The following is a 25,443-nucleotide window of genomic DNA, read 5'->3' on the forward strand; positions in this document are numbered from 1 at the left end:
TGGATAAATTGTTTTTTTAGTGTTAAGTAATGAATAAACTGTGGTATAGACTTCTGGGCATTGGAATAAGTGCATTAGTTATTTATATGCTCTTTAATCACTATGGTTTATGGTCATATTTAAGTCTAGATGGATTTAATCACTATCATCAGCAGATACTAGAGTTCGAGCAAAAACATGTAATTAGTTTTACGCTTATTTATATCCTGAGCTATATTGTATTAATTGCTTGTTGTATTCCTGGGACAATATTATTTGACCTTTTGGCTGGTTTTATTTATGGGACGGTTTTAGGTACACCAATTGTTCTTGTTAGCTATCTTAGTGGCGCGATACTTAATTTTATACTAGTTCGGACGCTATTTAAAGATGTTCTTCATCAAAAATTTTCTCATCTTCGGCATATTGTTTTGCGCGATGGTGGACGTACAAGAACCGCTTATAACCTTATTGGTTTACGATTTATTCCAATAATTCCTTTCTGGTTACTCAATATACTTGCTGCAATTTTGGATATTCCCTTAGTTACTTTTATTATTACTACATTTATCGGCATCATTCCGACTTCGGTAATTTATGTCATGATTGGTAATGGAGTACGTAGTCAATTGGCAGAAAATGCAAAAGTTTCTTTAGACGTTTTAACTAATCCTGAACTATGGATTCCGCTGGTATTGCTGGCATTATTAATAATTATTCCGAATTTATATAAAAGCTTTAAGAAAAATAGTTAAATTTTATGCAGTTAAAAAAAAATACCATACAGAAAATTGGCTTGATTGGGGCAGATATTATCAGCCTAACAGTAGCATTTCTTTTAGCAATCTCTCTTACCCAGCGTTATCATTTAGATTTATTTAATAGTCCTTGGTCAAATTTTTTTCATTTCGGGGTTTCTAAGCTCTTAGGTGTATTAATAATAGCTATTTTCTGGTATGCGGAGCAATACACCAAACGGAGACCTTTTTGGGAAGAGTTGCTTCAAACCTACCGGATTATTGGACTCTTAATTGTTATTAATCTGGGACTTTCTTTTGTAATGGGTAAATCTTCATTAAAAGTCCTCATTGTAGGTTTTTGGGTTTCTTTTGCAATAGTATTACCATTAATTAGGATATGTGCCAAGCTGTTAATGTCAAACTTTAATATTTGGCAAAGAAATTTATATATCATTGGTACTGGTACTACAGCAAAAGAGGCGTATGAATTATTTGCACTAAATATTCTCATGGGTTATCGTATTAAGAAATTTGTTACAACAAATTCTTCTGTGGCAGATTTAGATCTTCCTGCTGGGGTTGTCCATATTGATGAATTACTTGAACTTGTTAAAGCAGATAGTGAATGTGAAATTATTGTTGCATTAAGTTATCAAGAATTAAATAATCAAATGAAGATGATAAATTATTTACAACATAATTGTATGTATTTATCTGTGTTACCCGAAATTACTGGTCTAGCTTTATATGGCGCACATATAGATCATTTTTTTGGTAATGATCATTTAATTTTACGCTTAAACAATAATCTAGCTCGTCCTTTTAATGCCTTTCTAAAAAGAGTATTTGATCTGATACTGGTTGTAGTTGGGTTAATAATTTTAAGCCCTGTATTTCTTACAATCGCTTTTATTATAAAACTTACAACTAAAGACAAGGTTTTTTTCTTCCACAAAAGAGTTGGTAAACATGGTAAACCATTTTATTGTATTAAGTTTCAAACTATGTATCCTAACAGTAGTGAATTATTAGCTAAATTACTCGAAAATAGCCCTGATGCAAGATTGGAATGGGAAAAAGACTTTAAGCTGAAAAACGACCCACGAGTTACAGCAATTGGTAAATTTTTACGTAAAACTAGCCTTGATGAGTTGCCACAGCTATTTAATGTCTTACGTGGAGAAATGAGCCTTGTTGGTCCGCGACCAATAATTGATCGGGAGATAGAGCGTTATGAGGATGGTTACTATTATTATCAATTGGTATTACCTGGTATAACTGGATTATGGCAAGTAAGTGGAAGAAATGATGTTGGTTATAAAAACCGGGTTAGACTAGACGAGTGGTATGTTAAAAACTGGTCTTTATGGTATGATATTGTTATAATAATAAAAACTTTTGGCGTAGTTTTAAAAAGAACTGGAGCCTACTAACCTAAATTCTGCTTTTATCTCTTAACCCTTGATAAAGCTATGCTATAATTTAGTTTGATTAAAACTAATCATGGGGTGGGGTAAATGTCTAATAGTCAGTCAGGAAATTTTCTTAAACAGCCTTTTTTTATCCTGTGTTTTCTAGAGTTCTTTGAGCGTTTTGGCTATTACGGCTTTAATTATATCTCGATTTATTTTTATATCTCAAAACTTGGCTTTTCGGAGTCTCAGGCAACAGTCCTGATGGGGGGATTTGCTGCACTTACCTATGTTTTTAATGCTGTTGGTGGCTATGTGGCAGACAATGTACTTGGTATCAAAAGGACCATGTTTGTTGGAGCGGCGTTACTATGTTTAGGCTATGCGTCTTTAGCGATTGGAAGTAGTTTAAGCCCTCATCTGGTATATCCAGCACTTGCCTTCATTATCATTGGTTCATGTCTATTTAAACCTGCGCCAACCAATCTTATTGCTGCGATTTATGGTTCAGATAAAAGTAAGCTTGATTCAACCTATACCTACTTTTATATGTCTATCAATATGGGGTCATTTTGCGCCTCAATTCTTATCCCTTTATTAGCTAAGAATGTTGGTTATACAGTAGCACTATTGGTTTGCTCTATTGGACTTTTGTTAGGGATTATCTATAACATCAAACATTATTATGTTATTCGTGAAGTGGATAATCGTATCGGGCTTATTCCTTTAAATGTAAAAAAAATAGCTCCTTTTATACTGTCTGTAATTGTGGGGATAGTATTTGTAACGGTTATGCTTGAAAATGATGGTCTTATTAACTGGTTATTAACAATTGCTTCAGTAATCATTTTTACGCTATTTATTTGGCAAATTATAAAAGAAGAAAGTCGCTCACAAAAACAAAAAATGATTGTTGCTGTAGTCTTACTATTCTATGCAGTCGTGTTTTTTGTTATCTACCAGCAAAAAAATACTTCATTTATGCTATTTAATAAACATCACGTGAATCTTAATTTTTTAGGTTGGGATATAAACCCACAAACAGTACCAGGATTTTTGGGGACAAGTGGGATTATTCTTTTGTCGCCAATTTTTGCCGCTATGTATCGCAGATTGGGTAAGCGTGATTTGGCTTTGCCACAAAAATTTGCTATTGGGCTTTTCTTAAGTGCTTCTGCCTACGGACTATTATTTTTAGTCTGTTTATTTACTAATCCAAGTGACAAAATTAGTTTTGCTTGGGAAATACTTTCAATTTCAGTATTTTTTGCTTCTTCTGAGTTGCTAATCAGTGCGTTAGGCGTATCATTAATGGCACAGCTTGTCCCAGATCGGATGCGTGGTTTTGCCATGGGGACATGGTTTATCACTAGTGCCTTAGGGATAAAGCTAGGTTCATATGTTGCTTCACTAGTTGCTAATAATGCCGGGAAAGGTAAAATAGATGTTGTTTATTCTGCTAGTGAACAGATCGCTAGTTTTGAAAAATACCAACATTTATTTGGTTCTATAGCCGCATTTGGCTTGGCTTGTGGGGTTATTGCTTGGCTTATCGGTGGTAGGTTAACCAGAATGATCGGAAATAATTAATTTTTATGAAAATAGCATTACTCGCAATAAAAAATCGTAAAATGCTTTTAAATCTGATAAAGTCAGACTTTAAAAATCGCTATTTGGGTAATCATTTGGGAATCGTTTGGGCATTTATTCAACCCTTAGTGATGGTTGCAGTTTACTGGTTTGTTTTTACCAAAGGTTTTCGGGCGCAAGCGGTATCTGATGTTCCATTTCTCCTGTGGCTTCTAGCAGGAATGGTTCCTTGGTTTCTACTTAATGATGCAATTATGAGTGCCAGTAATGCCATAACTAGTCAAAGTTTTCTTGTCAAGAAGATAGTATTTGAGGTTAAGTTACTTCCATTGGTAAAGATTGGCTCAGCAATTATAGTGAATTTGGCATTCTGGATATTCTTAATTTTGGTGTGTTTTTTATATGGTTACTATCCAAACTTAATTTGGCTGCAATTGATTTATTTCTTTTTGTGTACTATTGCGATTAGCCTTAGTTTGAGCCTGTTATTTTCTGCGGTAATGCCATTTTTGCCTGACGTAGGACAGATTCTTGCCGTGGTTTTTCAGGTGTTATTTTGGGCGACTCCGGTTATGTGGAACCCTGCCATGCTACATGGTAAGCTTACATATATAATTAAACTAAATCCATTTGCATATTTGGTGATTGGTTTTCGAGAAACTCTAATTAACCAACAAGCATTCTGGCTACATTATAATCAGATGATTTATTTTTGGGCTTTCACACTTTGTTGCTATTGGCTTGGAAATCGGACATTTAATAAACTTCGTCCGCATTTTGCTGATGTATTGTAGGATATTGAGCGTTCTATGACTAATGATATTGCAATAAAAGTAGAAAATTTATCTAAAGTTTATAAACTTTATAATGCTCCGATTGATCGGTTAAAAGAGGCACTAAATCCATTTAAAAAGAAATACCATAAGGATTTTTATGCCTTAAATGGTATTTCATTTGAGGTGAAAAAAGGTGATTGTGTAGGTATCGTTGGGCGTAATGGAGCTGGTAAATCAACTTTATTGAAAATAATTACTGGTGTTTTAACCCCAACTGGAGGTAGAGTTACTGTTAATGGACGAGTCTCTGCTTTACTAGAGTTAGGCGCCGGGTTTAATCCTGAATATACTGGACTTGAGAATATTTATTTTCAAGGTAATCTAATGGGCTTTAGCAAGTTAGAAATGGATGCCAGAGTACAGAATATACTTGAATTTGCAGATATAGGTGATTTCATTCATCAGCCAGTTAAATCTTACTCATCAGGAATGTTTGCTAGACTTGCATTTTCAGTAGCTATTAATGTAGAGCCTGAGATATTAATTGTAGATGAAGCATTAAGTACTGGTGACTTTATGTTTCAGTTTAAATGTTTACAGAAAATTAAAGAGTTTAGACGAAAAGGAGTAACTATCCTATTTGTATCTCACTCCGCACAGTCAATTATTGAATACTGCAATTATGCAGTTTTTTTATATCAGGGTGGTATTCACTCCGAATCCTATGATGTAAAGAAATTAATTTATACTTATGAAGAGTATATTCGTACTAATAAGTCTGAAATCAAGGGTAATGATATTATAAAAACCCCAATGAAGTATGATGAATATGATTTTTTAACTGAACCAAACCAAGAGTTAGCTGAGCACAGGATCGGAACGCATGCGGCAATACTTCGTGAAGTTTATTTTATTCAGGATGGTAAAGAGTTTTCTGAAAATATTGTTCTTGAAGCAGGACTAGTGACTAAGTTAAAAATAATTATTTTATCAAAAGAGGCACTACAGCAAACTGTTGTTGGCATGAGTATTCGAAATATCAGCGGACTTGCTATTTGGGGGGATAATACTTTAAATTCAATAGGTAGTATGTTTGAATTAAAAGAAGGGGTAAACGTCCTTGAATTTGAGTTTAATCTAAGTCTTAAAGCCGGTGAGTATGTTTATCTTGCAGGCTTGGCTGATTTTTCTACTGGTAATAGGATTGAATTGGATCAGCGTTGGCCAATGAAGAAAATAACAGTTATCTCTAATAGAAATATGTCTGAAGGTTTTATTTTTGCACCACTTAGGTATTTGTCCGGGTTATCGCAGTGAAATCTATATTAAAAAAAATTAGGAATAGGTTGATTCAGCCTATTTGGGATGAAATTAATGAAATGAGGAATTCTATAAATAAAATTCCTCATTTACTAATCAATAGTACCTCTTCTAATTATGTTCATAGTAAAAGTAAGATTAAAGTACTATTTTTGGTGCAAAGCTCCGAATTTTGGTATGCATTAGAAACTATATATTTAAAGATGTTGAATGATAAAGACTTTATACCTATACTTTTTATAATTCCATCACGTTATTCTGAAGATGGTGGGTTTGAGAATAAATCGCTTAATTACTTTCAAACTAAACAATATACAAATATTCTATACTTTGAGAATGAGGAAGCAATTCCTGATAATATAATAGAAATGCTTAATCCTGATGTTATTTTTAGGCAGGCTCCGTGGGAGCATTTGGTGCCATCTATTTTCAGAACCGAGCAATTAAAACAACGTAGAATATGTTATATCCCATACGCTATACATACGCTTAATACAGAAGAAGTTTTTTATAATCAGAAGCTGCATAATTATGCTTGGAGGTTGTATAGTGATAGCCAGCATTTACATGAGTGCTATGGTAGCTATAATTTGGTCAAGAACTATAATTCCGTGGTTGTAGGAAATACTAAGTTTGAATATATAGATAACCAATTAAATTCTACTGAGCATTTACCTTGGCCAGTTAGCATTGACAACCGAATCCCTAAATTAAAAATTCTATGGTGCCCACATCATAGCTTGGAAACTTGGCTGGGGTTTGCTACGTTTCATAAAAACTATATGGATATTTTGGAGTTTGCCGTTGCACATCCAGAGTATGATATTGTTTTTAGACCACATCCAGCAATGAAAACGGCATTAATTACAAATAATAAAATGACTTTGTCTGAATATGATGGGTTTTTTAGTAAACTTGCCCAGTTACCAAATTGCTATATTGATGCTGGGGCTGAGTATATTCATTTATTTCATCACTCTGATTTGCTTGTAGCCGATGGCATTGCTTTTTTATTTGAGTATCTGCTAACTAAAAAACCAATTATTAGGATTGATAGCCAGCAGAGCGTTGGATTTAACAGTTATTATGCTAAATTTCAGCAAGCGTGGTATGTAGTTAATAGTATTGATGCAGTTGGTAATGTTATTTTAGATATTTTAAATAATTCAGATGATTTAGAATCTAAGCGCAATAGCTTTAGCCAAGAACTTTATAACGCCTCAATCGAGCTTCTACCTAGTGATAAAATTATTGCAGATTTGAAAGAGTCTTTATTGGGTGGTAATTAATTGTGAAAAAGATTTTAACCTATGGAACATTTGATTTAACTCATATTGGGCATATTAATTTGCTTAGACGGGCTAAAGCACTAGGTGATTATTTGATTGTTGGATTATCGACTGATGAGTTTAATCAGATAAAAGGAAAGTCTTCTATTTTTCCATATGAACATAGGAAAATTATACTTGAGTCAATACGTTTTGTTGATCAGGTAATAGCAGAAAGGTGCTGGGAACAGAAAATTAATGATATCAATGAACTAAATGTGGATATATTTGTGATTGGGGATGATTGGCGTGGTAAATTTGATTTTCTAAAAGAGTTTTGTGAAGTAATCTATTTACCGCGAACCGAGGATATTTCTACCACACAAATTAAAGAAGCCATAACTTTGATCTAATATTTTCAGGATATTTATGCAGTATTTTGAATACTTAAAAGGGGTCACACAAAATCGTGACGATCAATATTATGTAGAATTTGTTAAACGGTTACCGTATAACTTTAAACCAAATGATGTTAAGTTAATTGCTTTTTATTTACCACAGTTTCATTCTTTTATAGAAAATGATACTTGGTGGGGGAAAGGTTTCACCGAGTGGACAAATGTATCCAAGGCTATTCCTCAATTTGAAAATCATTATCAACCACGTCTGCCGGGAGAACTAGGTTACTATAATCTTTTAACCGATGGCGTTATAGAGCGCCAAGTTGATCTAGCTAAACAATATGGCATTTATGGTTTTTGCTTTCATTTTTATATATTTGATGATCGTAAACGCTTGCTTGAAAAGCCATTAAATAAATTTCTTGAGTCTAAAGATCTCGATATGCCTTTTTGCCTTTGTTATGCAAATGAAAACTGGACTAAACGTTGGGATGGGTTGGATCATGAAATATTACAAAAGCAATCATATTCGTCCACTTATGTTCATGATTTAGTTTATGAGTTAAAACCTTATTTGGCTGATGAGCGCTATATACGAATAAATGATAAACCATTAGTAATTATTTATCGTATTTCTCTACTTCCTGATGTTGAGAGTTTTGTCAAGTCATTCCGCGAGCTATGTTTAGAAAAAAATATTGGAGAAGTTTACTTGACCGCAGTGCTCACTGGGGATGGTATTGATGCCAGAAAATTTGGCTTTGATGATAATCTTGAGTTTCCGCCGCATAAGGTACTACAAAAAGAAATTACTGGAGATCAAGTCATGTATAATGATATCTATAATGGCACAATATTTGATTATCCACAAATAGTAGTTAATGAATTGGATAAATCAATAGATTTTCCTCGTATGCGAGGAGTTATGCCATCATGGGATAATGAGGCTCGTAAACCTGGACGAGGGCATACTTATCACGGCTCCAATCCTGAGCTATATAAATTATGGTTGGCTGGGGTTTGTAATAAAACCAAAGAAGAGCGCTGTGAGGAACAGAGATTTGTATTTATAAATGCGTGGAATGAGTGGGCAGAGGGAGCATACCTTGAGCCAGATCGTCGTTATGGTTATGCTTATTTGGAGGCAACTTATCAGGCGTTGTCGGTTAATTTAACCCCGGAAGAGGCTTTACTTCAGGTAAAACAAAATATTTTGGAACAAGAGAATAAAACCAAAGTATCCAAAATTGATTTATTCCCGGATGGCTCATATATGCAGTTATTCTATTATCAAAATAATACAATTAACCTAAAAGATAGTCAACATTATTATTTTACTGATAATCTCAAAGCACAATATGAATTTGATTTATCCAGTATTCCAAATATCGATCATTTACGGCTTGATTTAACTAATTTTCCAGTTAAGGCTAATATCATTAACGTTCGGCTGGTTGATCAGCATGGGAAGTATCATGATATTAAACCATGCTACAATAATGCTGATAATATTTCTGGAAGCGTGTATTTATTTCTTCATAATGATCCAATTCTAGTTTATTATGTAACAGAGTATGGGAATAACTTTTCACGTTTATTGGTTTACGTTGAATTAACTGTAATAAAAAATTCTGAAATACTGCATTATAAGACAGAAATATTGCAGGAAAAAATACAAGAAATAGATGTATTAAACATCCAAGTAGCTGAAAAGAGTCAAATAGTTAAAGCTAAACAAGAATATATTGATGAATTACATAATTCTTTAAGCTGGAAACTTACAGCTCCACTTCGCAAAATTAAATCTTTATTATCCAGAATAATCTAACGATTTTGACTCCTTCCTGAAAGAAGAAAAGGTAATTACATGACTAAGGCTATGTTGCATACAATAAGAAAGTATATTGCACATATTTATCGATTTATAAAAACTCCCAATAAACAGCAGAGCATAGAAAAATTAAAAAATTTAATTAATGAAAAAGGTATTGTTTCAGGGATTCAAAGTTATTTGGATTACCTGCACATGGAAGAAAAAATTTATGAAGAGAGCTTGTTATTTCAGAAAAATTCTGGTTCTGTAGTAATACTTACCACATTACATTGTTTATATATTGCGAATTTAATAAAGCATAATTTAAGTAATATTGGTATAGAAGCTGATATTATTCTCAGAAAGCCTGAAAATGGCTATAGTTATAAATTACATTATGTTATTTGCCCGCAAATTTTTGATGAACTTCCTGAATTTTATATTGCTTTCCAGTTGGAGCAATCAGTTAACTCAAGATGGTTCACAGATAAATATTTTGAGCTATTAAATTCAGCAAAAGCTATATTTGATTATTCATTAATAAATGTGGATTTCTTATTGGCTAATAAAATACCATTTAGTAAAGTATACTATCTCCCGATTTATTATTTTAATAATTATTCCACTTACCTTAATTTAGCGAACTCAGTTGAAGAAGAGTATGATGTTGTATTTTATGGCGACCCTAATAATTCTCGCCGCCAATATTTTCTTGAAATGATTCAGCAGTATTATTCTGTTAAAATAGTAAAAGAAGTATTTGGGGTAGAGTTGTATAAGGAACTATTAAAAGCAAAGATTATTATTAATATTCATTACTATGAAGGTGCATTACTTGAAACAACTAGGCTTTATGAAAGCCTCGCCCTAGATCGGCTGATCATTTCAGAAAAAAGTGTTGATCAGATGTATCATCAGGAACTTGAAGAAATTATTGATTTTGTTGAGATTGGCGATGCTGCTAAAATGGTTGATAAAATTGGTTTTTGGCTGAAGAATGAGCAATTGAGGCACGAAAAAATAGCTGCTAATAAAGAAAAATTAACTAAGCTCCAAAATCAGTTTACATTCTATTTTTATCGCTATTTATTAAGTGTTGATTTGATTACATTTGATGAGTTCTGGCAGCATTGTGGTAATCAAATTATTTTTGATAAGAACTTTTATTGTTTAAGTTTACCCGAATCTTTAGCGCGGAGAAAAGATTTTATTAAAGATAATAAATATGGGGCGCAAATATATAATGGATTACGACATAATTTAGGCTGGGTAGGTTGTGGTTTAAGCTTTAAATCATTAATTAAGCGAGCCAAGGAGCAAAATCTTGAATATGTTATTATTTGTGAAGATGATGTAGAGTTCTACAGTGATTTTGCAGATAAATTAAAGCAAATTTTGGGATATCTAAATACTCATGACAATTGGGGGGTTTTTTCTGGATTACTTGCAGATTTACACCCGGATACTAAAATCCTAGAGATTGATGAACACGATGGAATAGAGTATATTTTTATCAATAAACTCATTAGTATGGTATTTAATATTTATCATAAATCTGTGTTTGATATTATTTTAAACTGGGATGAAAGATTGAGGGATCCCCATACTAATACTATAGATAAATTTATTGAAAGCTATGATATTAAAGTAATTACGACTTTACCATATCTCGTTGGTCATAAAGAAAGCCTTGATTCAACCATATGGGGGTTTCAAAACACACAGTATAATGAATTAATAACCAAAAGTATAACTGCCTTGCAGCAAAAAGTATCTGATTATAAGTTAGTTAACAATAAATAATTATGTGTGTAATTTCAGTAATAGTCCCCGTATATAACACAGAAAACTATTTAAGAAGGTGTCTTGATTCGTTAGTAAACCAAACACTAGCAGATATTGAGATAATAGTAGTTAATGATTCAAGTCCTGATTATAGTCAACAAATTATTGATGAATATGTTTCTAATTATCCCAAACAAGTAAAATCTTTTATTAAACCAAATGGGGGGTTAAGTTCTACCAGAAACTTTGGAGTTACTAAAGCTTGTGGTAACTACATCTCTTTTGTTGATAGTGACGATTGGGTGGATTTTAATTTATATCAAATAATGTACGCTGCTGCTATTAAAGACAACTGTGATATAGTTTGCTGTGACTTTATTGAGAAATATTCAGGCTTTGAGCTTATTCGTTCAGTTATTCCTGAAAATAATTATGGTAATCGTTATATTGGTAATGTTATTGCCTGTAATAAAATATATAGACGACAGTTTTGGCAAGAGAACGGATTTAATTTTTTTCATGGTATTTATCATGAAGACTTAGAGCTTATCCCAAGAGTATTATTGGCAAGCCAGAAGACAGGGTATATTAATTCAAGTTATTACTATTATGAAAAAACAAATTCATCTGCAATTACTAGTGGAAATATTTTGCATATTGAGGTTTTTCCATTAATTTGTGAGCGACTAGTTCAGTTTAATTCTAATCATAACAGTGAATTTGAGGTTTTTATTGCGGATCTTGCTTATATATATATTATGCAAAATAAAGACTCTACACAATCACAGCAGTTTTTCTTGCTACACAAGAAATTATTTAGGCTCAAAGTTACTTTGAAGCTCAAACGGAAAATAATGATTATATTACTTAGATTTAATTTTAAGCTCTTTCATAAGCTAAATCAGTATGTGGGATCAAGGTGAGTAAACGGTTGCTTGTAGTATGTCCATTTGCTTGTTATCCTTCAACTCATGGTGGTAAGCTGGATATTTATAATTCATTAATTCAGCTTGCTTCTGTGGAATTAAATATATGTGTTGATTTACTGTATTGCGATTATGAGAAGCAATCGTCCGCTGCTGATTCACATTTAAAAAAATATGCAGGAATAAATGAAATTCACTTTCTGCAAATAAAAAAGAATAAGTTCCTAAGCCTGCTATATTTATTCTATTATAAGCCAAATTACTCCATGCTTTATCGTTGTTTAGCAGATTTTAAACCAGAACAACAATATGATTATATTTTAATTCATGGGTTTCATGCTGACTCAATCTTAGAAAATGTTAATTTAACTAGTGCCCGATTCTTTTATAGAATGCATAATTATGAATATGCATATTCAATGCAAAAAATCCCCCTTGAAAAAAATCTCTTGATGAAGCTATTAAGGTTATATGATAATTTAAAAATTAAATTTCGTGAAAAGTGGCTAATAGCTAAAACGGAAAAGGTCTTATGTATATCCTCTGAAGAATATAAATTTTTCTCAGCTAGTTATGGAAAAAAAATATATTTCCTACCTACCTATCTGGATACTAGTAAGTTTGTTTCATTTAAAAATAGCAATAAGCCTCATCCGATAGTGTTATTTGTCGGTAATCTCTTTACGCTATATAATAAAGAAGCTCTGATTTGGTATTTAGAGAATATTCATGGGCGTATTAAGTCTTCTATAAGCGATTATAAATTTATAATTGCTGGCAGTACTGCTGGAAGTGATACAAAATGGTTGCAAGATATTATTCAAAAAGATAAACACATAAATGTTTATTTTAATGTGGAGGATATGGCAGCAATTTACCAGATGGCAAAAGTTTTTGTTAATCCTATGCAAAATGGTGCAGGGGTTAAATTAAAAACTTTGGATGGCATAATTAATGGTATTCCGGTGGTTTCTACAACTGTAGGTGCTAGTGGTACAGGGCTATCTCATCGTGCGCATTGTCTTATTGCTGATTCGATTAATGAATTTTGTAATGCTGTTATTTTACTTCTGCAAGATGCAAGCTTGGCACGATCTTTGGTAGATAACGGACAACAGTATTTAAAAGAGAAATTTTGCAGTTTGGCTATTTTGGATACCATTTATGACTGAAGGAAGGTTCACTTTTTATCTCAATATGCGCTTTCTTACTCAGCGAATTACTGGAGTCCAGCGCTTTGCTTATGAAATTACTAAGGAGTTAGATAAGTTACTAGTATGTTATCCCGAAATTAAGCTTATTGGTTTACTGCCAAATACTCCTGTTTATAGTGGATATGATCTAGCCAGCTATCAAAATATAAAACTAGAGAAATATGGTAAGCTATCTGGACATTTATGGGAGCAGCTTGGGTTACCTTGGTATTCTCGTGGTAATCCGCTAATAAATTTATGTAACTCCTCACCTATTTTTAAGTCAAATAAATATCTTGTATTACATGATGCCATATTTATGACTAAGCTTGATAGTCAAAAGTGGTGGTTTAAGCTATGGTATCGGCTGCAAATGGTTAGCAATAAGCTAAGCTGTAAAAAATGGTATACTGTTTCTCATTTTTCGCAATGTGAAATTGCGAGGCTCTTAAGAGTTAGTCCAGATAAAATTACAGTACTTGGTAATGCACCTAGTTTATCTTCCTGTAAATCCTCTGTTAACAATTTTAAAATAGGGAATCAGCTCAAGGGGAAAAAGTTCTTTTTGATGATTGGTTCCAATTCAAAGCGCAAAAATATTGAACTAGTTGCACGTCAATTTGCCGATAATCCCTTATTGTCAGAAATTAAACTGGTTATTGTTGGCGGTGTTTTTTCTAACTTGGGAGGTGTTAGGCTTCCAGATGCGGAGAATATAATTCATTTGGGCTATGTAGCAGATAGTGAGCTGGTGAATCTGTATCAAAATGCGCTAGGGTTGATCTTTCCTTCTTTATATGAAGGATTTGGTATTCCTGTAGTAGAAGCAATGGGATTAGGCTGTCCGGTAATAGTTTCAAATATTCCCGTTATGCGTGAAATTTGTGGGGAAGCTGGTCTCTATTTTAATCCAGAGAATGCTGATGGCTTGGTAAATCATCTACTTCATTTACAAAGCGATGCATACTATTCTAGCCAAGCCATAAAGGTTATTCAGCAGTCTTATAACTATAAGTGGGCAAAATTTGCTAAAATCATGTTAGATTCAATTATTACTCTAAAAGAAACGAATGAAAGTAGCAATAGTTCATGACTGGCTTTATACTTATGCGGGTGCAGAGAAGGTTCTTGAACGGATAATTAACTGTTTTTCGGAAGCTGATTTATTTAGTTTAATAGATTTTCTTCCCGAGAATAAGCGCGATTTTATCCAGAATAAACCCGTTAAGACGTCCTTTATCCAGAAAATGCCGTTTGCCAGAACGAAACATCGGCATTATTTACCACTAATGCCACTTGCCATAGAGCAATTGGATTTAAGGTCGTATGATCTTGTAATTAGTAGTTCGCATGCCGTTGCCAAAGGTATTTTGACATCCCCGCACCAATTACATATCTGTTATTGTCATTCGCCAATCCGTTACGCTTGGGATATGCAGCATCAGTATCTGGAAGAGGCTAATTTAACTAGGGGTGTTAAGTCTTGGTTGACTCGGTATTTATTGCATAAAATTCGCTTATGGGATTATCGGACGGCAAACGGGGTTGATTATTTTATTGCTAATTCAAAATTTATTGCAAGCCGTATTTGGAAAACATATCGGCGGGAAGCTCAGGTAATTTATCCACCAGTAGATATTAGCAAATTTGCTTTATATGAAGGCGTACGTGAAGATTATTATTTGACTGCATCTCGATTTGTACCATATAAGAAAATAGTTTTGATTGCTGAGTCCTTTAAAGCGATGCCAGAGCGCAAATTGAAAATAGTTGGAACTGGTCCGGATGCTTCGAAAATTAAAGAAATAGCCAACTCTTCAACAAATATTGAATATCTTGGTTTTGTGGAAGATGATGAGCTAATTTCTCTAATGCGAAAAGCTAGGGCTTTTGTTTTTGCTGCTGAGGAGGATTTTGGTATCATTCCAGTTGAAGCGCAGGCATGTGGAACTCCAGTAATTGCATATAAGCGGGGTGGTAGTGCCGAAACAGTTATTGATGCTCCAGTATCATCAAGAAGTGGAGTGTTTTTTACTGAGCAGTCAGTGAATGCCATTGTTGATGCCCTAGCTAGATTTGAAGAATTGCCAGAAATTGAACCTGCTATTTGTAGAGCAAACGCAGAGCAGTTCTCAGTAGCGCGTTTTTGCTCAGAATTTAAAGACTTTGTCCATTCTAAGTATGATGAATTTTTGTCTGGTAAGTCATGATAAAAAAAACTCATATTCAGAAATATTCGGTAATCGCAGCAGATATAATTGCTGTTTTTATAAGCTATTACTGGGCAACCCAGTTTACCAATTTTTATCATGGTACTAGCTATCATCAGCTTAATCTCCATCACTGGCCATGGCTTAAAGCTCTCGATCTACTCATGCTTATCATGCTAATGTGGCATCGCCAGTTATATTTTAAACGTAGGCCGAATTGGGAAGACTTGCGACTAACTTATCGAGCACTAATTACATTGTTCCTCATAAATTTACCAATTTTATTTATCAAAAATAATCATGGGAATGCAAATACTTTATTTATATTTTTCTGGAGTAGCTTGTTTTTAACTATTCCTATCATTCGAAGTAGTATTAAGCTTGGTTTGTCTTATTTGCGATTATGGCAGCGTAATGTATATATTGTTGGTGTAAATGAAGAGGCTTTTGCCGCGTATAAGCTTCTTCAGCCATCGCGTTTACTTGGTTATGATGTAAAAGCCCTTGTTGATCTGAAATTTCAGACTAGAAGCGTAAAAATTGGTAATTCTGAGTTACCGATTATTGATATCCACCAGTTATTTACCAAGCCCAAGGATTCAGAGATTGTTTTATGTTTGAGTAATAAATCTTTGGCGGCGCATACAAAATTGATTAATCATTTACAACAGTATTTTTTATCAGTGGTTATTATTCCTGAAATAAAAGGTTTGCCTTTGTATGGTATTGAAGTAAACCCATTTTTTGGCAATGAGCAAATTTTAATGCGTCTTGAAAATAATCTCTCAAGTAGATTCAATCGTTTTATTAAATACTGTTTTGACCTGATTTTGGCTATAATTGTATTTCCAGTATTTGCAGTAATTCTGATTCTTGTTTCATTTCTAATCTATATCGAGGATAAAAATAAACCAATTTTTTCTCAAATAAGAGTTGGTGCGGATGGTAAACTGTTTAAGTGTTTTAAGTTTAGAACAATGTCGGTTGATGCCGAGGCTATTATGAAAAAATGGCAGACAGAGAATCATCCGATTTATCAGGAGTATGTTCTTAATAATTTTAAATTAAAGAATGACCCACGGATTACCAAGATAGGTAAATTTCTACGCAAAACCAGCTTGGATGAATTACCCCAGGTGCTAAATGTTTTTTTAGGACAGATGAGTATGGTTGGACCACGTCCGCTTATTCCCTCAGAAATAAAGGACTATCACGAAGGACTTTTTTATTATCAGCAGGTTCGCCCTGGGATTACCGGGCTTTGGCAAATCAGTGGGCGGAGTGAAACTTCATTTGCTGATCGTTGTCGGCTTGATACTTGGTATGTAAGGAATTGGACGCTCTGGGCGGATGTCGTAATTCTGATAAAAACATTTCAAACACTTGTATTAAGACATGGAGCGTATTAAAATTGTGTTCTGCACAAAAAAAATTGATAAAAAGAACTGAATTTTCTAAATAATATGAGTTATAATCACGTGAATTTATATTGGGAGTCTAACCATAAGTACTGAAAAACAAGCAAGAATAAATGAAGCCATTACTGTATCTGAAGTGCGCTTAATTATTGATGATACCGGAGAGCAGTTAGGAGTAGTTTCAATAGCTGAGGCAATGGCTAAGGCTGAAGAGCTTGAACTTGACCTAGTTGAAATATCGCCAAATGCCAATCCTCCAGTATGCAAAATCATGGATTTCGGCAAATTTAAGTATCATGAGCAAAAAAAAGCCCATGCAGCTAAACAAAAGCAGAAGCAAGTTCATGTTAAAGAAATTAAATTGCGTCCGGTAACTGATGATCATGATTATGAAATTAAGTTAAAAAATGCTAAAAGATTTCTTGAAGACGGTGATAAGGTTAAATTTATTGTTCAATTCCGTGGTCGGGAAATGGCACATCAAGAGCTTGGTTTACGTTATCTTGAGCGTGCACAGCAAGATCTACTTGATGTGGTAGTAGTTGAGTCTATACCAAAGGTAGAAGGGCGTAACGCAATAATGATTGTTGCACCTAAAAAGAAAAAATAATATGAAAGTTAGTGGCTTTACTTTTCTGCGTAATGGCACAATTTTAGGCTATCCTTATATTGAGAGCTTGAAATCATTATTAGCAGTTTGTGATGAGGTCGTTGTTGCGTTGGGAAATAGCGATGATGACACCTACGAAAGAGTGAAAGCCATTGATGATCCGAAGCTTAAAATAATTCTGACTACTTGGAATGAGAATATGCAGGATCGCGGCTATACTTATGCACAGCAGAAGATGATAGCACAATTTAACTGCACTGGCGATTGGGCATTTTACCTTGAAGGTGATGAAGTAATTCATGAGAAAGATTATGGGTTAATTCGTTCAGTAATGGAGAAATATAAAGATGATAAGGAAGTCGAGGCGTTAGTTTTTGACTATTATCATTTTTATGGTTCGCCGCAAACTTATGCTTATTCACCGCGTTGGTATCGCAAAGCTCCACGGATTATTCGTAACTCTGTTCGTAGTTGGGCACCAGATGGCTTATTTTGGCTAATTATGAATGAAAATCGTCGAGGTCGCTATCCAAATGCTGCCGCTGTGGGTTGTCATCTTTATCATTACGGGCACATTCGTTCGGTGGTTAAAATGAATGAAAAGCAGAAACGTGTTGAGCGCTACTGGGGAAAAACGCCAAAAGAGTTTTTGGGTTATGGTGATATTGACCCTGATACTATAAAGCAATTTGTGGGTTCACATCCACTTATTGCTAGTGAGTGGCTAGAAAATGAAGCCGAGCAAATATTTACTCCAAATCCAGATTATCAGCTTTCAAAGCGGGATAAAAAGCATCGATTGATGATGAAAATTGAAAAGTTGTTTGGTGGAATTGATTTAGCTAAAAAGCATTTTAAACTGATTCGTTAAAATGCGGATTTTAATTTCGCGTACCGACGTATTAGGCGATGCGGTCGTAACATCTGCATTTATTGAGTCTTTAGTATCTTCAATTGATCATGTCAAAATTGATGTTTTGTGTAATCAGCAAAACTATCCTGCATTCAAATATAATCCATTCCTAGCTAATATATACGTATTAGATCATCGGCAGGGAACTAAAGAGCTTGCCAAGAACTATAGAGCTGTGATTTCTCAGATCAATTCATCAGGAAGTTATGATTATATATTGCAATTAAATGGCTGCATCCGCGCTTATCAATATATCGCTAAACTTACTAGCGGACAAATTTATGCGCGTAAGTTGATTACATCCAGTTTTAAAGCAAACTTATGGATGCTTAACAAAAGGTTAACAGGTAAATTCATTTTTTATAAAGAAAATACACAACAGCACGAAGTTGTTAGGTTACATCAATTTTTGGATTTTTTCCTTGCCGCAATAACAGTTCCAAAAAGGTATCCGTATCCGCAATATGCAAAATTTTATCTTGAAGACATGCAATTGCTAGAAAATAGGGAAAGAAATTCAATCGTACTAAATGTCTCAGGTAAAAAAGAGTTTACTCGCTACATGAATGATAGTATGATCTACGCCTTATTAAAGCAACTGTCTTCATGGCGTGTTAAACTAGGCTTAGTTTTAATGCCAGATGATAAAGAACGGGTTACTAAAGTCATTGCTAGTCTCGGATTTGAGTTGGAAGTTAGTTTAATAATGTCAAGTGATATTAATGAATTGGCAAACCAGATTGCAAGGTATGAGTTTTTTATCGGAGTCGATGGTGGACTTGTACATATTGCTGCTGGTCTTGGTCTAAAATGTGTAGTATTATTTGATCAGCAGGATAGTAAGATTTGGCATGCTTGGACACCATTACAAAGGTCATTGCAGTCAGCCAATCGAAATATTTATGATATCAGCTACCTTGATGTTCTTGGCTCATTAGTGGAGTTGCGTGATGCGCGGCAAAATTGATATTGAGGGATTTATTTATATTATTTTAGGACTAATTTTTGTAATTATTCCTTTTGATCAGCTCAATCATTCAGTATTGTATTTTTTATTATATATTATTGCCTTAATTGGTATAGCTAGCTTTAGTAAGGGATATTTTCAAGATAGTTGGTTTAGATATTATCTGTTTTATTTTTGTTGGTGCATAGTAGCCACTTTCCTTAGCGTTGATAAAATTTTATCTACCCGGCAATTAATAGCAACTTTTTCCCCATTATTTATCTATATTGCTCTTAATGAGTTGTCTAGTATAGATACTAAGCGGTTTGTCGATACTTTAAATGGCTGGATGGTAAGGCTTAGCATTCTTCTTTTAGTTGTTTTGATAATTTGTAATGCTCCATTTGATAATGTGCTAACCCGGTTGGTTATTTATGCAGCTAAAGATGGTAGTCGAATCTACCTCTCAACGGTTAGCCTTTCATGCCTTGTCTATGTTTTATACTTTTCATCAGCCAGATTTATTAAACTGCTGACGTTTATTGTAGTGGTATGCTCTAATCTATTTTATCATGATGGGGCTTTCTGGTTTGTTTTGATACTAGTTTTAGTTGTATATGCAATAAGCTTGTATCGATTTAGGCTTATCTATGTCTTTATGGCAATGGTTGCTAGTGTTCTTTTACTTGCTGCCACATTTTTCCTGGTAACTCGAGTGCTTCACTATAATTTGCATATTCATGAAAGATTTCTAGTTTTTGAATACTGGTTACCAAAACTATGGTATTCGCCAATATATGGGGTTGGTTTGGGACTTGGGCAACTACATGAGTTTTATGTGAAAAACTTTCCAGTTGATCCTGATGCTCTTAGAATTAATCCATTTATTGCTTTTCATGCACATAATGTCTTCATTGATATGGCACTTGCTATTGGATTTCCAGGTTTATTTTTATTTCTCTACTTTTTATTAAAAACTATATATTTTGCCTGTAGAAAATATAGTTATCAGGCTTGCAGCTATATATCTATTTTGATTGTTGTATTAGGTAAAAATTCAGTTGATGATTTATTTGAGGGGTCAAAAGCATTATTTCTCTGGTTGTTGGTAATTTCAGTTTACCTTACTATGCGTAGAACTGGGGATAATAAATAAATGGTTAAGAAGATATCACCTTTATTGGGTGGGGGTATAATTCTTGGGTGCATATTCTTTACAGCTTATGCTGCGTTCCATGGCATAGTTTTTACTGATGATGGTTATTCACTACTAAGTGCAGCATACCCTAAAGATATTCAAATAAATTATAATCTGGCATATCTTTTTACCAGTAGTATGTATTCCTTATCTGACGGTAATATTGCCTATTTTAGATTAGTTACCATTTTATTAAACCTAGTTTCATGTGGAGCTCTACTCGTAGCAGCTTCGTGGTTTATTAATGCGCACGTTATGATATGCATCTCGCGCAATAAAGTAATATCTTTACTCTTATATGCTCTGTTGATAATTGCTGGTAGCCTTATTTATATTCATAACATGAATCCTGATTATAATATTCCTGTTAGAACTATTGCAGTTATTCAGGCAGCTTTAGTTATTTGCTTATTTAATAGAAAATTATCCAATAATGTTTTTTATATTATATGCATTACCTTGGGATACCTGACTGGTGGGTTATTATTGTTAAGATTGCCAACTTTTGCATTTAATCTTATGGTGGTTTTAATAGCAATATATATAACAAGAAAAAACTTTATATTTCATGTTTTTTTCATCCTTGGTCTGGCTTCTTTTTTTATCACTTTATTTGCAGTAAATGCTCCATTAATGAGTTATCTTGATATTCTTAGAATTGGAATGAAATATGCAGCGGGTGAAAATCATTCTTTAAATGTTATTGTTGATAATTTGCGGGATATTACAAATACTCTACTTGACTCAATAATTCTATTTATTCTTTTTTATCTTTCTACTAAGTATCGCTTATTTATAAAAAATAATAATGTTAGGTTGGTGATTTTTATATCTATAATCATCTTGGTTGCTGCCATTCGATTTATTGCTGGGGGGGTGATGGAGAAGTAACTACTATCCTTGCAATATTGAATAGAGCGTTTATTGATTGTATTTTTTTAATAATATTATATGAATATAGTCAGTTAGAGAAATGCTCAGGTAAATTAATTGGTTTTTTGGCTAAGGCAAGAATACAGCTAACAATCCTCCTCTTGCTACTTGCCTACTCAGTATCTTTTGGTACTGCAACTCCAGTTTTTTATCATACTGTATTTTCATTTCCATTAATTATTCTAGCATTTTTAATAAATATAATTCCGATTTTGAATGAAATAGATAGAATTGTAAGATTTATATTGTGTCTTAATGTTATGTTATTTTTGCTATTATTGGCTGGAATTAGTTATTATAATGCAGGATATAATAATCTATTTAGGCAAAATATTCCTTATAATGTTGGTCACGGTGTCATATATATTGATAGTGGGGCATTCGATGACATTAATTTATTAAAATCATCTTTTGCTAAGTGTGGTTTTAAAAACGGTGATTATATTTTGAGCTTTTATGGACTTCCTTCCATGATTTATCTAGCTGGTGGACGGGCTGCGGTTACTCCATGGCATTTTAATGTAAGTCCTGAATGGAACCAATCTATATTAGCTAGAATGAATTATATTTCACCAAAAAATTTATTTCTATTGGCAGATAAAGAACGATTTAACCAGCCTGCTAATATGGGCATATTGGCAAATTATATCCAATGTTCAGAGTTTACCTTTACCGGGCAAAGTAAATTCCCGGTTGGAACTTATATTATTTTTCGGCATAAATAAATGAAACTTTCAGCTAGAATATTTTATGAATCCTTAGCCATTTTTATTATTACTCGCCTTGCTTTTGCTTTGGAAAATAATATAATTGTGAGAATTACCAAGAAGTTACACCCCGGCAAAGGTTTTCTTGAGCTTATTAATCAGTGGGATAGTGTTTGGTATATTAGTATTATCAAAAATGGTTATATGCTGACACCGTTAACTAGTCCTGTTGGGATGGTAGGGCAGGCTGATTGGGCATTTTTTCCTTTATTGCCAATTTTTGCAAAGTTTTTTTGTTTGTTTGGGTTTAGTCCTGAATTAAGTGGTATCATAGTCAATCAGATCGCTTTTCTTCTTTGTATCTGGATTTTCTATTTAATCCTATTTGATTATGTTTCACGCCCTCAAGCACTTTTTGGTGCTTTTATCTTTGCAATAAGCCCATTTAATATATTTGTTTCTGCTGCCTACTCCGATACTTTATTTATGCTATTTTCACTTTTGGCATTTTATAATTTGAAGAAAGGAAACTTCTGGCTAGCTGCTTCCTGTGGTGCTTTTCTTTCAGCTACACGGTTCTTTGGCATAATTTATCTGGTTATTTATTTATATGACGCTTTTTTTGTAAGTCAACGCCGTAATTTTGCATTAATTTTTCAATGTTTACTGATTAGTAGTGGCCTACTTGCTTTTATGCTATATTTATATCTACATATTGGTGATCCACTTGCCTTTTATCATATTCAGAAGGCTTGGGGACATCTTGCTGTTGATTGGCTTAATCATCCACTAGATGCAATAACTACAACCTTTATGTCCGGGCAGACTTATGCCAAGTGGTTTTTGATTTTATCACTAATTTGGGTTCCTTATCTGTTTTATAAAAAAATGTATGAGTATGCTATTTTTTCTGCTTTGTGTCTGGCTGCACCTATTGCCGCAGGGACATTATGGTCATATACCCGTTATTCATTATCGTTGTTTACCTTTTATCTGGTAATCTCCTTAATTACTAGTCGTAGTCAGTCGCTGCGGTATATTGTTTTACTCCTTACAGTTATTTTGCATTTTGGTTTTTATCTCTTATGGATGGTGGGTGATGCCGCCGTGCTTTAATTGTCTAGTTTTATAAAATTCTAACATGAAACAATACTTAAAATTATTCCGTCCATACCAGTGGGTAAAGAATATGTTCTGCTTTGCTGGTGTTGCCTTTGGCTTCCACTTCACTGATGGATATTTGCTAAAAGCAATATTAGGATTTATTGTTTTTTGTGCTGCGGCGAGTTCAGTATATATTTTGAATGATATCCTTGATGTAGAGGCTGATCGTAGTCATCCTAGGAAAAGAAATCGACCATTAGCTTCGGGTGTGATAAGTATAAAAACTGCCAGAAAGATTTATCTGGTTTTAGCCATTTTTACCTTATTGGGTTCTTTACTTATTAGTAAGCTAGCATTATTGATTGTGGCAAGTTACTTGATTCTCAATGTTTACTACTCAAAAATTGGTAAGCATATCGTAATATTGGACGTATTTATTATTTCATTTGGTTTTTTGTTACGGGTTTTTATGGGGACGCTTGGAATTGGTATCCCACTATCTGAGTGGTTAATACTTTGTGTAATTATGCTAACATTATTCTTAGGTTTTGCCAAGCGTAGGTCGGAATTATTACAATGTGAGGTGGATAATATATCACTAAATTTGAGGCGCAGTGTTCTTGAGCATTATGAACCCAAAATGCTGGATATTTTTCTCGCCATTACAGCTACTTCTTCGGTAATCAGTTATGCTTTATTTGTTGTTATAGGTAAGGGGCAACAGTATCTTATTTATACTATTCTTTTTGTAATTTATGGCATTTTTCGTTATATTTATTTGTTGTATAGTCACGATAAGGGGCAGGATACTGCCAATGATTTGCTGGATGATAAACATCTGATTATAACTGTAGTCTTGTGGATTACGACCTATATTACAATTTTTCTAATGGCTAAGTTATGATTGAGCAGTATTCTTGGGGTAGAATCAAAGCATCTAAGCCCGCTCAAATTGACTTTCCTTCTGCTAATTACTCCTTTCTGCAAAGAGAATTACAGTATCTGGCAAAAGGTAATTTGCGTTCATATGGTGATGAAGCTTATAATGATAATGGGATCATATTAAATACATTGCATTTGGATCATTTTATTCATTTTGATCGTGCCAATGGAGTACTTGAATTAGAAAGTGGTGTTTTACTTGAACAGATTTTGAATTTGATTGTTCCCTGTGGCTGGTTTTTACCGGTTACACCGGGAACCAAGTATATAACGGTCGGAGGCGCAGTTGCTAACGATGTTCATGGTAAAAATCACCATAAGGTTGGTAGTTTTGGCTGTTTTGTAGATAGCTTTACTCTTTTACGTAGCGATGGTCTAATTTATCAGTGTTCCAGAGAGTTAAACAGTCATTATTTCTATGCAACAATAGGTGGCATGGGGCTAACTGGAATTATTCTACGAGTAAAATTGAATCTTCTTACAGTAAATAATCATGCTATTGTAACTAAAGCCTATAAATTCAGAAATTTAGAGCACTATATGGAGCTAAATGCTGAGTTGGAAAGGCAAAGTACCTATACTGTTGCATGGATTGATTGTCTGGCATCAGGAAGGAGTTTGGGGCGAGGAGTTTATTATACTGGCGAACATGCTGGTTATTTAGAGCGACTGCCAGCAATTAATTATAATAAGCGTACTTTTCCATTTACTCCGACAAAATCATTAATTAATGGTTTAACCCTCAAGGCATTCAATACACTATATTATAATCGACCAGTAGCAAAATCTCCGCAGTTAGTTCATTATGATCCATTTTTTTACCCCTTGGACAAGCTACTTAACTGGAATCGAATATATGGGAGAAAGGGCTTCTACCAATATCAATGTGTAATTCCTAATGCTGCTAGTGATGCAATGCGTGAAATTCTTCGCCGGATTAGTATTAGTGGTAATGGTTCCTTTTTGGCGGTACTAAAAACGTTTGGCTCAATTAGTTCTGGGGGGATGATGTCATTTCCACGTCCAGGGCTGGCACTTGCGCTGGATTTTGCTAATAGAGGAAATAGCACACTTGATTTATTTAGATCTTTGGATGATATTGTGCTTACTCATGGTGGGGCTATTTATGCTGCCAAAGATGCAACACAATCAAGAGAAGTCTTTGAAGCTGGTTATCCACAGCTTAATGAGTTTATAAAATATATTGATCCGCTATTTAGTTCTAATTTATGGCGTCGTTTGTATGGGAATTAACTGAT

The 25,443-nt window shown here is 33.7% G+C and carries 23 protein-coding genes; all 23 read left to right on the forward strand.

From position 1 onward, the window contains the following. Window positions 1-29 precede the first annotated feature (29 nt). Window positions 30-734, forward strand: coding sequence for a TVP38/TMEM64 family protein (locus tag CUN60_RS04550; protein ID WP_102950887.1), 705 nt, complete (start codon window positions 30-32; stop codon window positions 732-734). Between the two features lie 5 nt (window positions 735-739). After that, window positions 740-2,152: an undecaprenyl-phosphate galactose phosphotransferase WbaP gene (wbaP, locus tag CUN60_RS04555; RefSeq protein WP_102950888.1), complete on the forward strand. Its 1,413-nt coding sequence runs from the start codon at window positions 740-742 to the stop codon at window positions 2,150-2,152. Between the two features lie 84 nt (window positions 2,153-2,236). After that, window positions 2,237-3,721, forward strand: coding sequence for a peptide MFS transporter (locus CUN60_RS04560; RefSeq protein WP_102950889.1), 1,485 nt, complete (start codon window positions 2,237-2,239; stop codon window positions 3,719-3,721). A gap of 5 nt (window positions 3,722-3,726) precedes the next feature. Then, the gene (locus CUN60_RS04565) at window positions 3,727-4,515 is read left to right on the forward strand and encodes an ABC transporter permease (protein WP_102950890.1); all 789 of its coding nucleotides are present in this window, start codon (window positions 3,727-3,729) and stop codon (window positions 4,513-4,515) included. A 15-nt stretch (window positions 4,516-4,530) separates the two neighbouring features. Next, window positions 4,531-5,814, forward strand: a complete 1,284-nt coding sequence (locus tag CUN60_RS04570) for an ABC transporter ATP-binding protein (protein WP_102950891.1) — start codon at window positions 4,531-4,533, stop codon at window positions 5,812-5,814. A 206-nt stretch (window positions 5,815-6,020) separates the two neighbouring features. Beyond that, window positions 6,021-7,106 carry a CDP-glycerol glycerophosphotransferase family protein gene (locus tag CUN60_RS04575; protein ID WP_158649285.1) on the forward strand — a complete coding sequence of 362 codons (1,086 nt, stop codon included), beginning with the start codon at window positions 6,021-6,023 and terminating at the stop codon, window positions 7,104-7,106. A gap of 2 nt (window positions 7,107-7,108) precedes the next feature. After that, window positions 7,109-7,498, forward strand: a complete 390-nt coding sequence (gene tagD / locus CUN60_RS04580; protein WP_102950893.1) for a glycerol-3-phosphate cytidylyltransferase — start codon at window positions 7,109-7,111, stop codon at window positions 7,496-7,498. Window positions 7,499-7,514: 16 nt separating this feature from the next. Then, entirely contained in the window at window positions 7,515-9,314 is a 1,800-nt protein-coding gene (locus CUN60_RS04585) for a glycosyltransferase WbsX family protein (protein ID WP_102950894.1), read from the forward strand. 39 nt (window positions 9,315-9,353) lie between these two features. Next, entirely contained in the window at window positions 9,354-11,102 is a 1,749-nt protein-coding gene (locus CUN60_RS04590) for a glycosyltransferase family 25 protein (RefSeq protein WP_102950895.1), read from the forward strand. 2 nt (window positions 11,103-11,104) lie between these two features. Then, window positions 11,105-12,007, forward strand: coding sequence for a glycosyltransferase (locus CUN60_RS04595; RefSeq protein WP_102950896.1), 903 nt, complete (start codon window positions 11,105-11,107; stop codon window positions 12,005-12,007). Beyond that, complete coding sequence (locus CUN60_RS04600; RefSeq protein ID WP_102950897.1) at window positions 12,004-13,182, forward strand: glycosyltransferase family 4 protein; 1,179 nt, start codon at window positions 12,004-12,006, stop codon at window positions 13,180-13,182. Before CUN60_RS04595 ends, CUN60_RS04600 begins: the two co-directional genes overlap by 4 nt. Next, complete coding sequence (locus tag CUN60_RS04605) at window positions 13,175-14,296, forward strand: glycosyltransferase family 4 protein (protein ID WP_102950898.1); 1,122 nt, start codon at window positions 13,175-13,177, stop codon at window positions 14,294-14,296. The genes CUN60_RS04600 and CUN60_RS04605 overlap by 8 nt, the downstream gene beginning before the upstream one ends. After that, complete coding sequence (locus CUN60_RS04610) at window positions 14,274-15,413, forward strand: glycosyltransferase family 4 protein (RefSeq protein WP_102950899.1); 1,140 nt, start codon at window positions 14,274-14,276, stop codon at window positions 15,411-15,413. The genes CUN60_RS04605 and CUN60_RS04610 overlap by 23 nt, the downstream gene beginning before the upstream one ends. Then, complete coding sequence (wbaP, locus tag CUN60_RS04615) at window positions 15,410-16,822, forward strand: undecaprenyl-phosphate galactose phosphotransferase WbaP (protein WP_102950900.1); 1,413 nt, start codon at window positions 15,410-15,412, stop codon at window positions 16,820-16,822. Before CUN60_RS04610 ends, wbaP (CUN60_RS04615) begins: the two co-directional genes overlap by 4 nt. Window positions 16,823-16,916: 94 nt before the next feature. Then, window positions 16,917-17,441, forward strand: a complete 525-nt coding sequence (infC, locus tag CUN60_RS04620) for a translation initiation factor IF-3 (protein ID WP_102950901.1) — start codon at window positions 16,917-16,919, stop codon at window positions 17,439-17,441. A 1-nt stretch (window position 17,442) separates the two neighbouring features. Beyond that, complete coding sequence (locus CUN60_RS04625) at window positions 17,443-18,312, forward strand: glycosyltransferase family protein (RefSeq protein WP_102950902.1); 870 nt, start codon at window positions 17,443-17,445, stop codon at window positions 18,310-18,312. A gap of 1 nt (window position 18,313) precedes the next feature. After that, window positions 18,314-19,321: a glycosyltransferase family 9 protein gene (locus CUN60_RS04630; RefSeq protein ID WP_102950903.1), complete on the forward strand. Its 1,008-nt coding sequence runs from the start codon at window positions 18,314-18,316 to the stop codon at window positions 19,319-19,321. Further along, window positions 19,305-20,456 carry a hypothetical protein gene (locus CUN60_RS04635; RefSeq protein ID WP_102950904.1) on the forward strand — a complete coding sequence of 384 codons (1,152 nt, stop codon included), beginning with the start codon at window positions 19,305-19,307 and terminating at the stop codon, window positions 20,454-20,456. The genes CUN60_RS04630 and CUN60_RS04635 overlap by 17 nt, the downstream gene beginning before the upstream one ends. After that, window positions 20,457-21,389, forward strand: coding sequence for a hypothetical protein (locus CUN60_RS04640; RefSeq protein WP_102950905.1), 933 nt, complete (start codon window positions 20,457-20,459; stop codon window positions 21,387-21,389). Between the two features lie 107 nt (window positions 21,390-21,496). Continuing rightward, window positions 21,497-22,156: a hypothetical protein gene (locus CUN60_RS04645; protein WP_158649286.1), complete on the forward strand. Its 660-nt coding sequence runs from the start codon at window positions 21,497-21,499 to the stop codon at window positions 22,154-22,156. Further along, window positions 22,157-23,254: a mannosyltransferase family protein gene (locus tag CUN60_RS04650; RefSeq protein ID WP_102950907.1), complete on the forward strand. Its 1,098-nt coding sequence runs from the start codon at window positions 22,157-22,159 to the stop codon at window positions 23,252-23,254. It abuts the gene before it with no gap. A gap of 25 nt (window positions 23,255-23,279) precedes the next feature. After that, window positions 23,280-24,146, forward strand: a complete 867-nt coding sequence (locus CUN60_RS04655) for a decaprenyl-phosphate phosphoribosyltransferase (protein ID WP_102950908.1) — start codon at window positions 23,280-23,282, stop codon at window positions 24,144-24,146. Further along, window positions 24,143-25,438, forward strand: coding sequence for an FAD-binding oxidoreductase (locus CUN60_RS04660; protein WP_102950909.1), 1,296 nt, complete (start codon window positions 24,143-24,145; stop codon window positions 25,436-25,438). The genes CUN60_RS04655 and CUN60_RS04660 overlap by 4 nt, the downstream gene beginning before the upstream one ends. Window positions 25,439-25,443: the final 5 nt, after the last annotated feature.

Source organism: Aquella oligotrophica (assembly GCF_002892535.1).
GTDB classification, from domain to species: domain Bacteria; phylum Pseudomonadota; class Gammaproteobacteria; order Burkholderiales; family UBA11063; genus Aquella; species Aquella oligotrophica.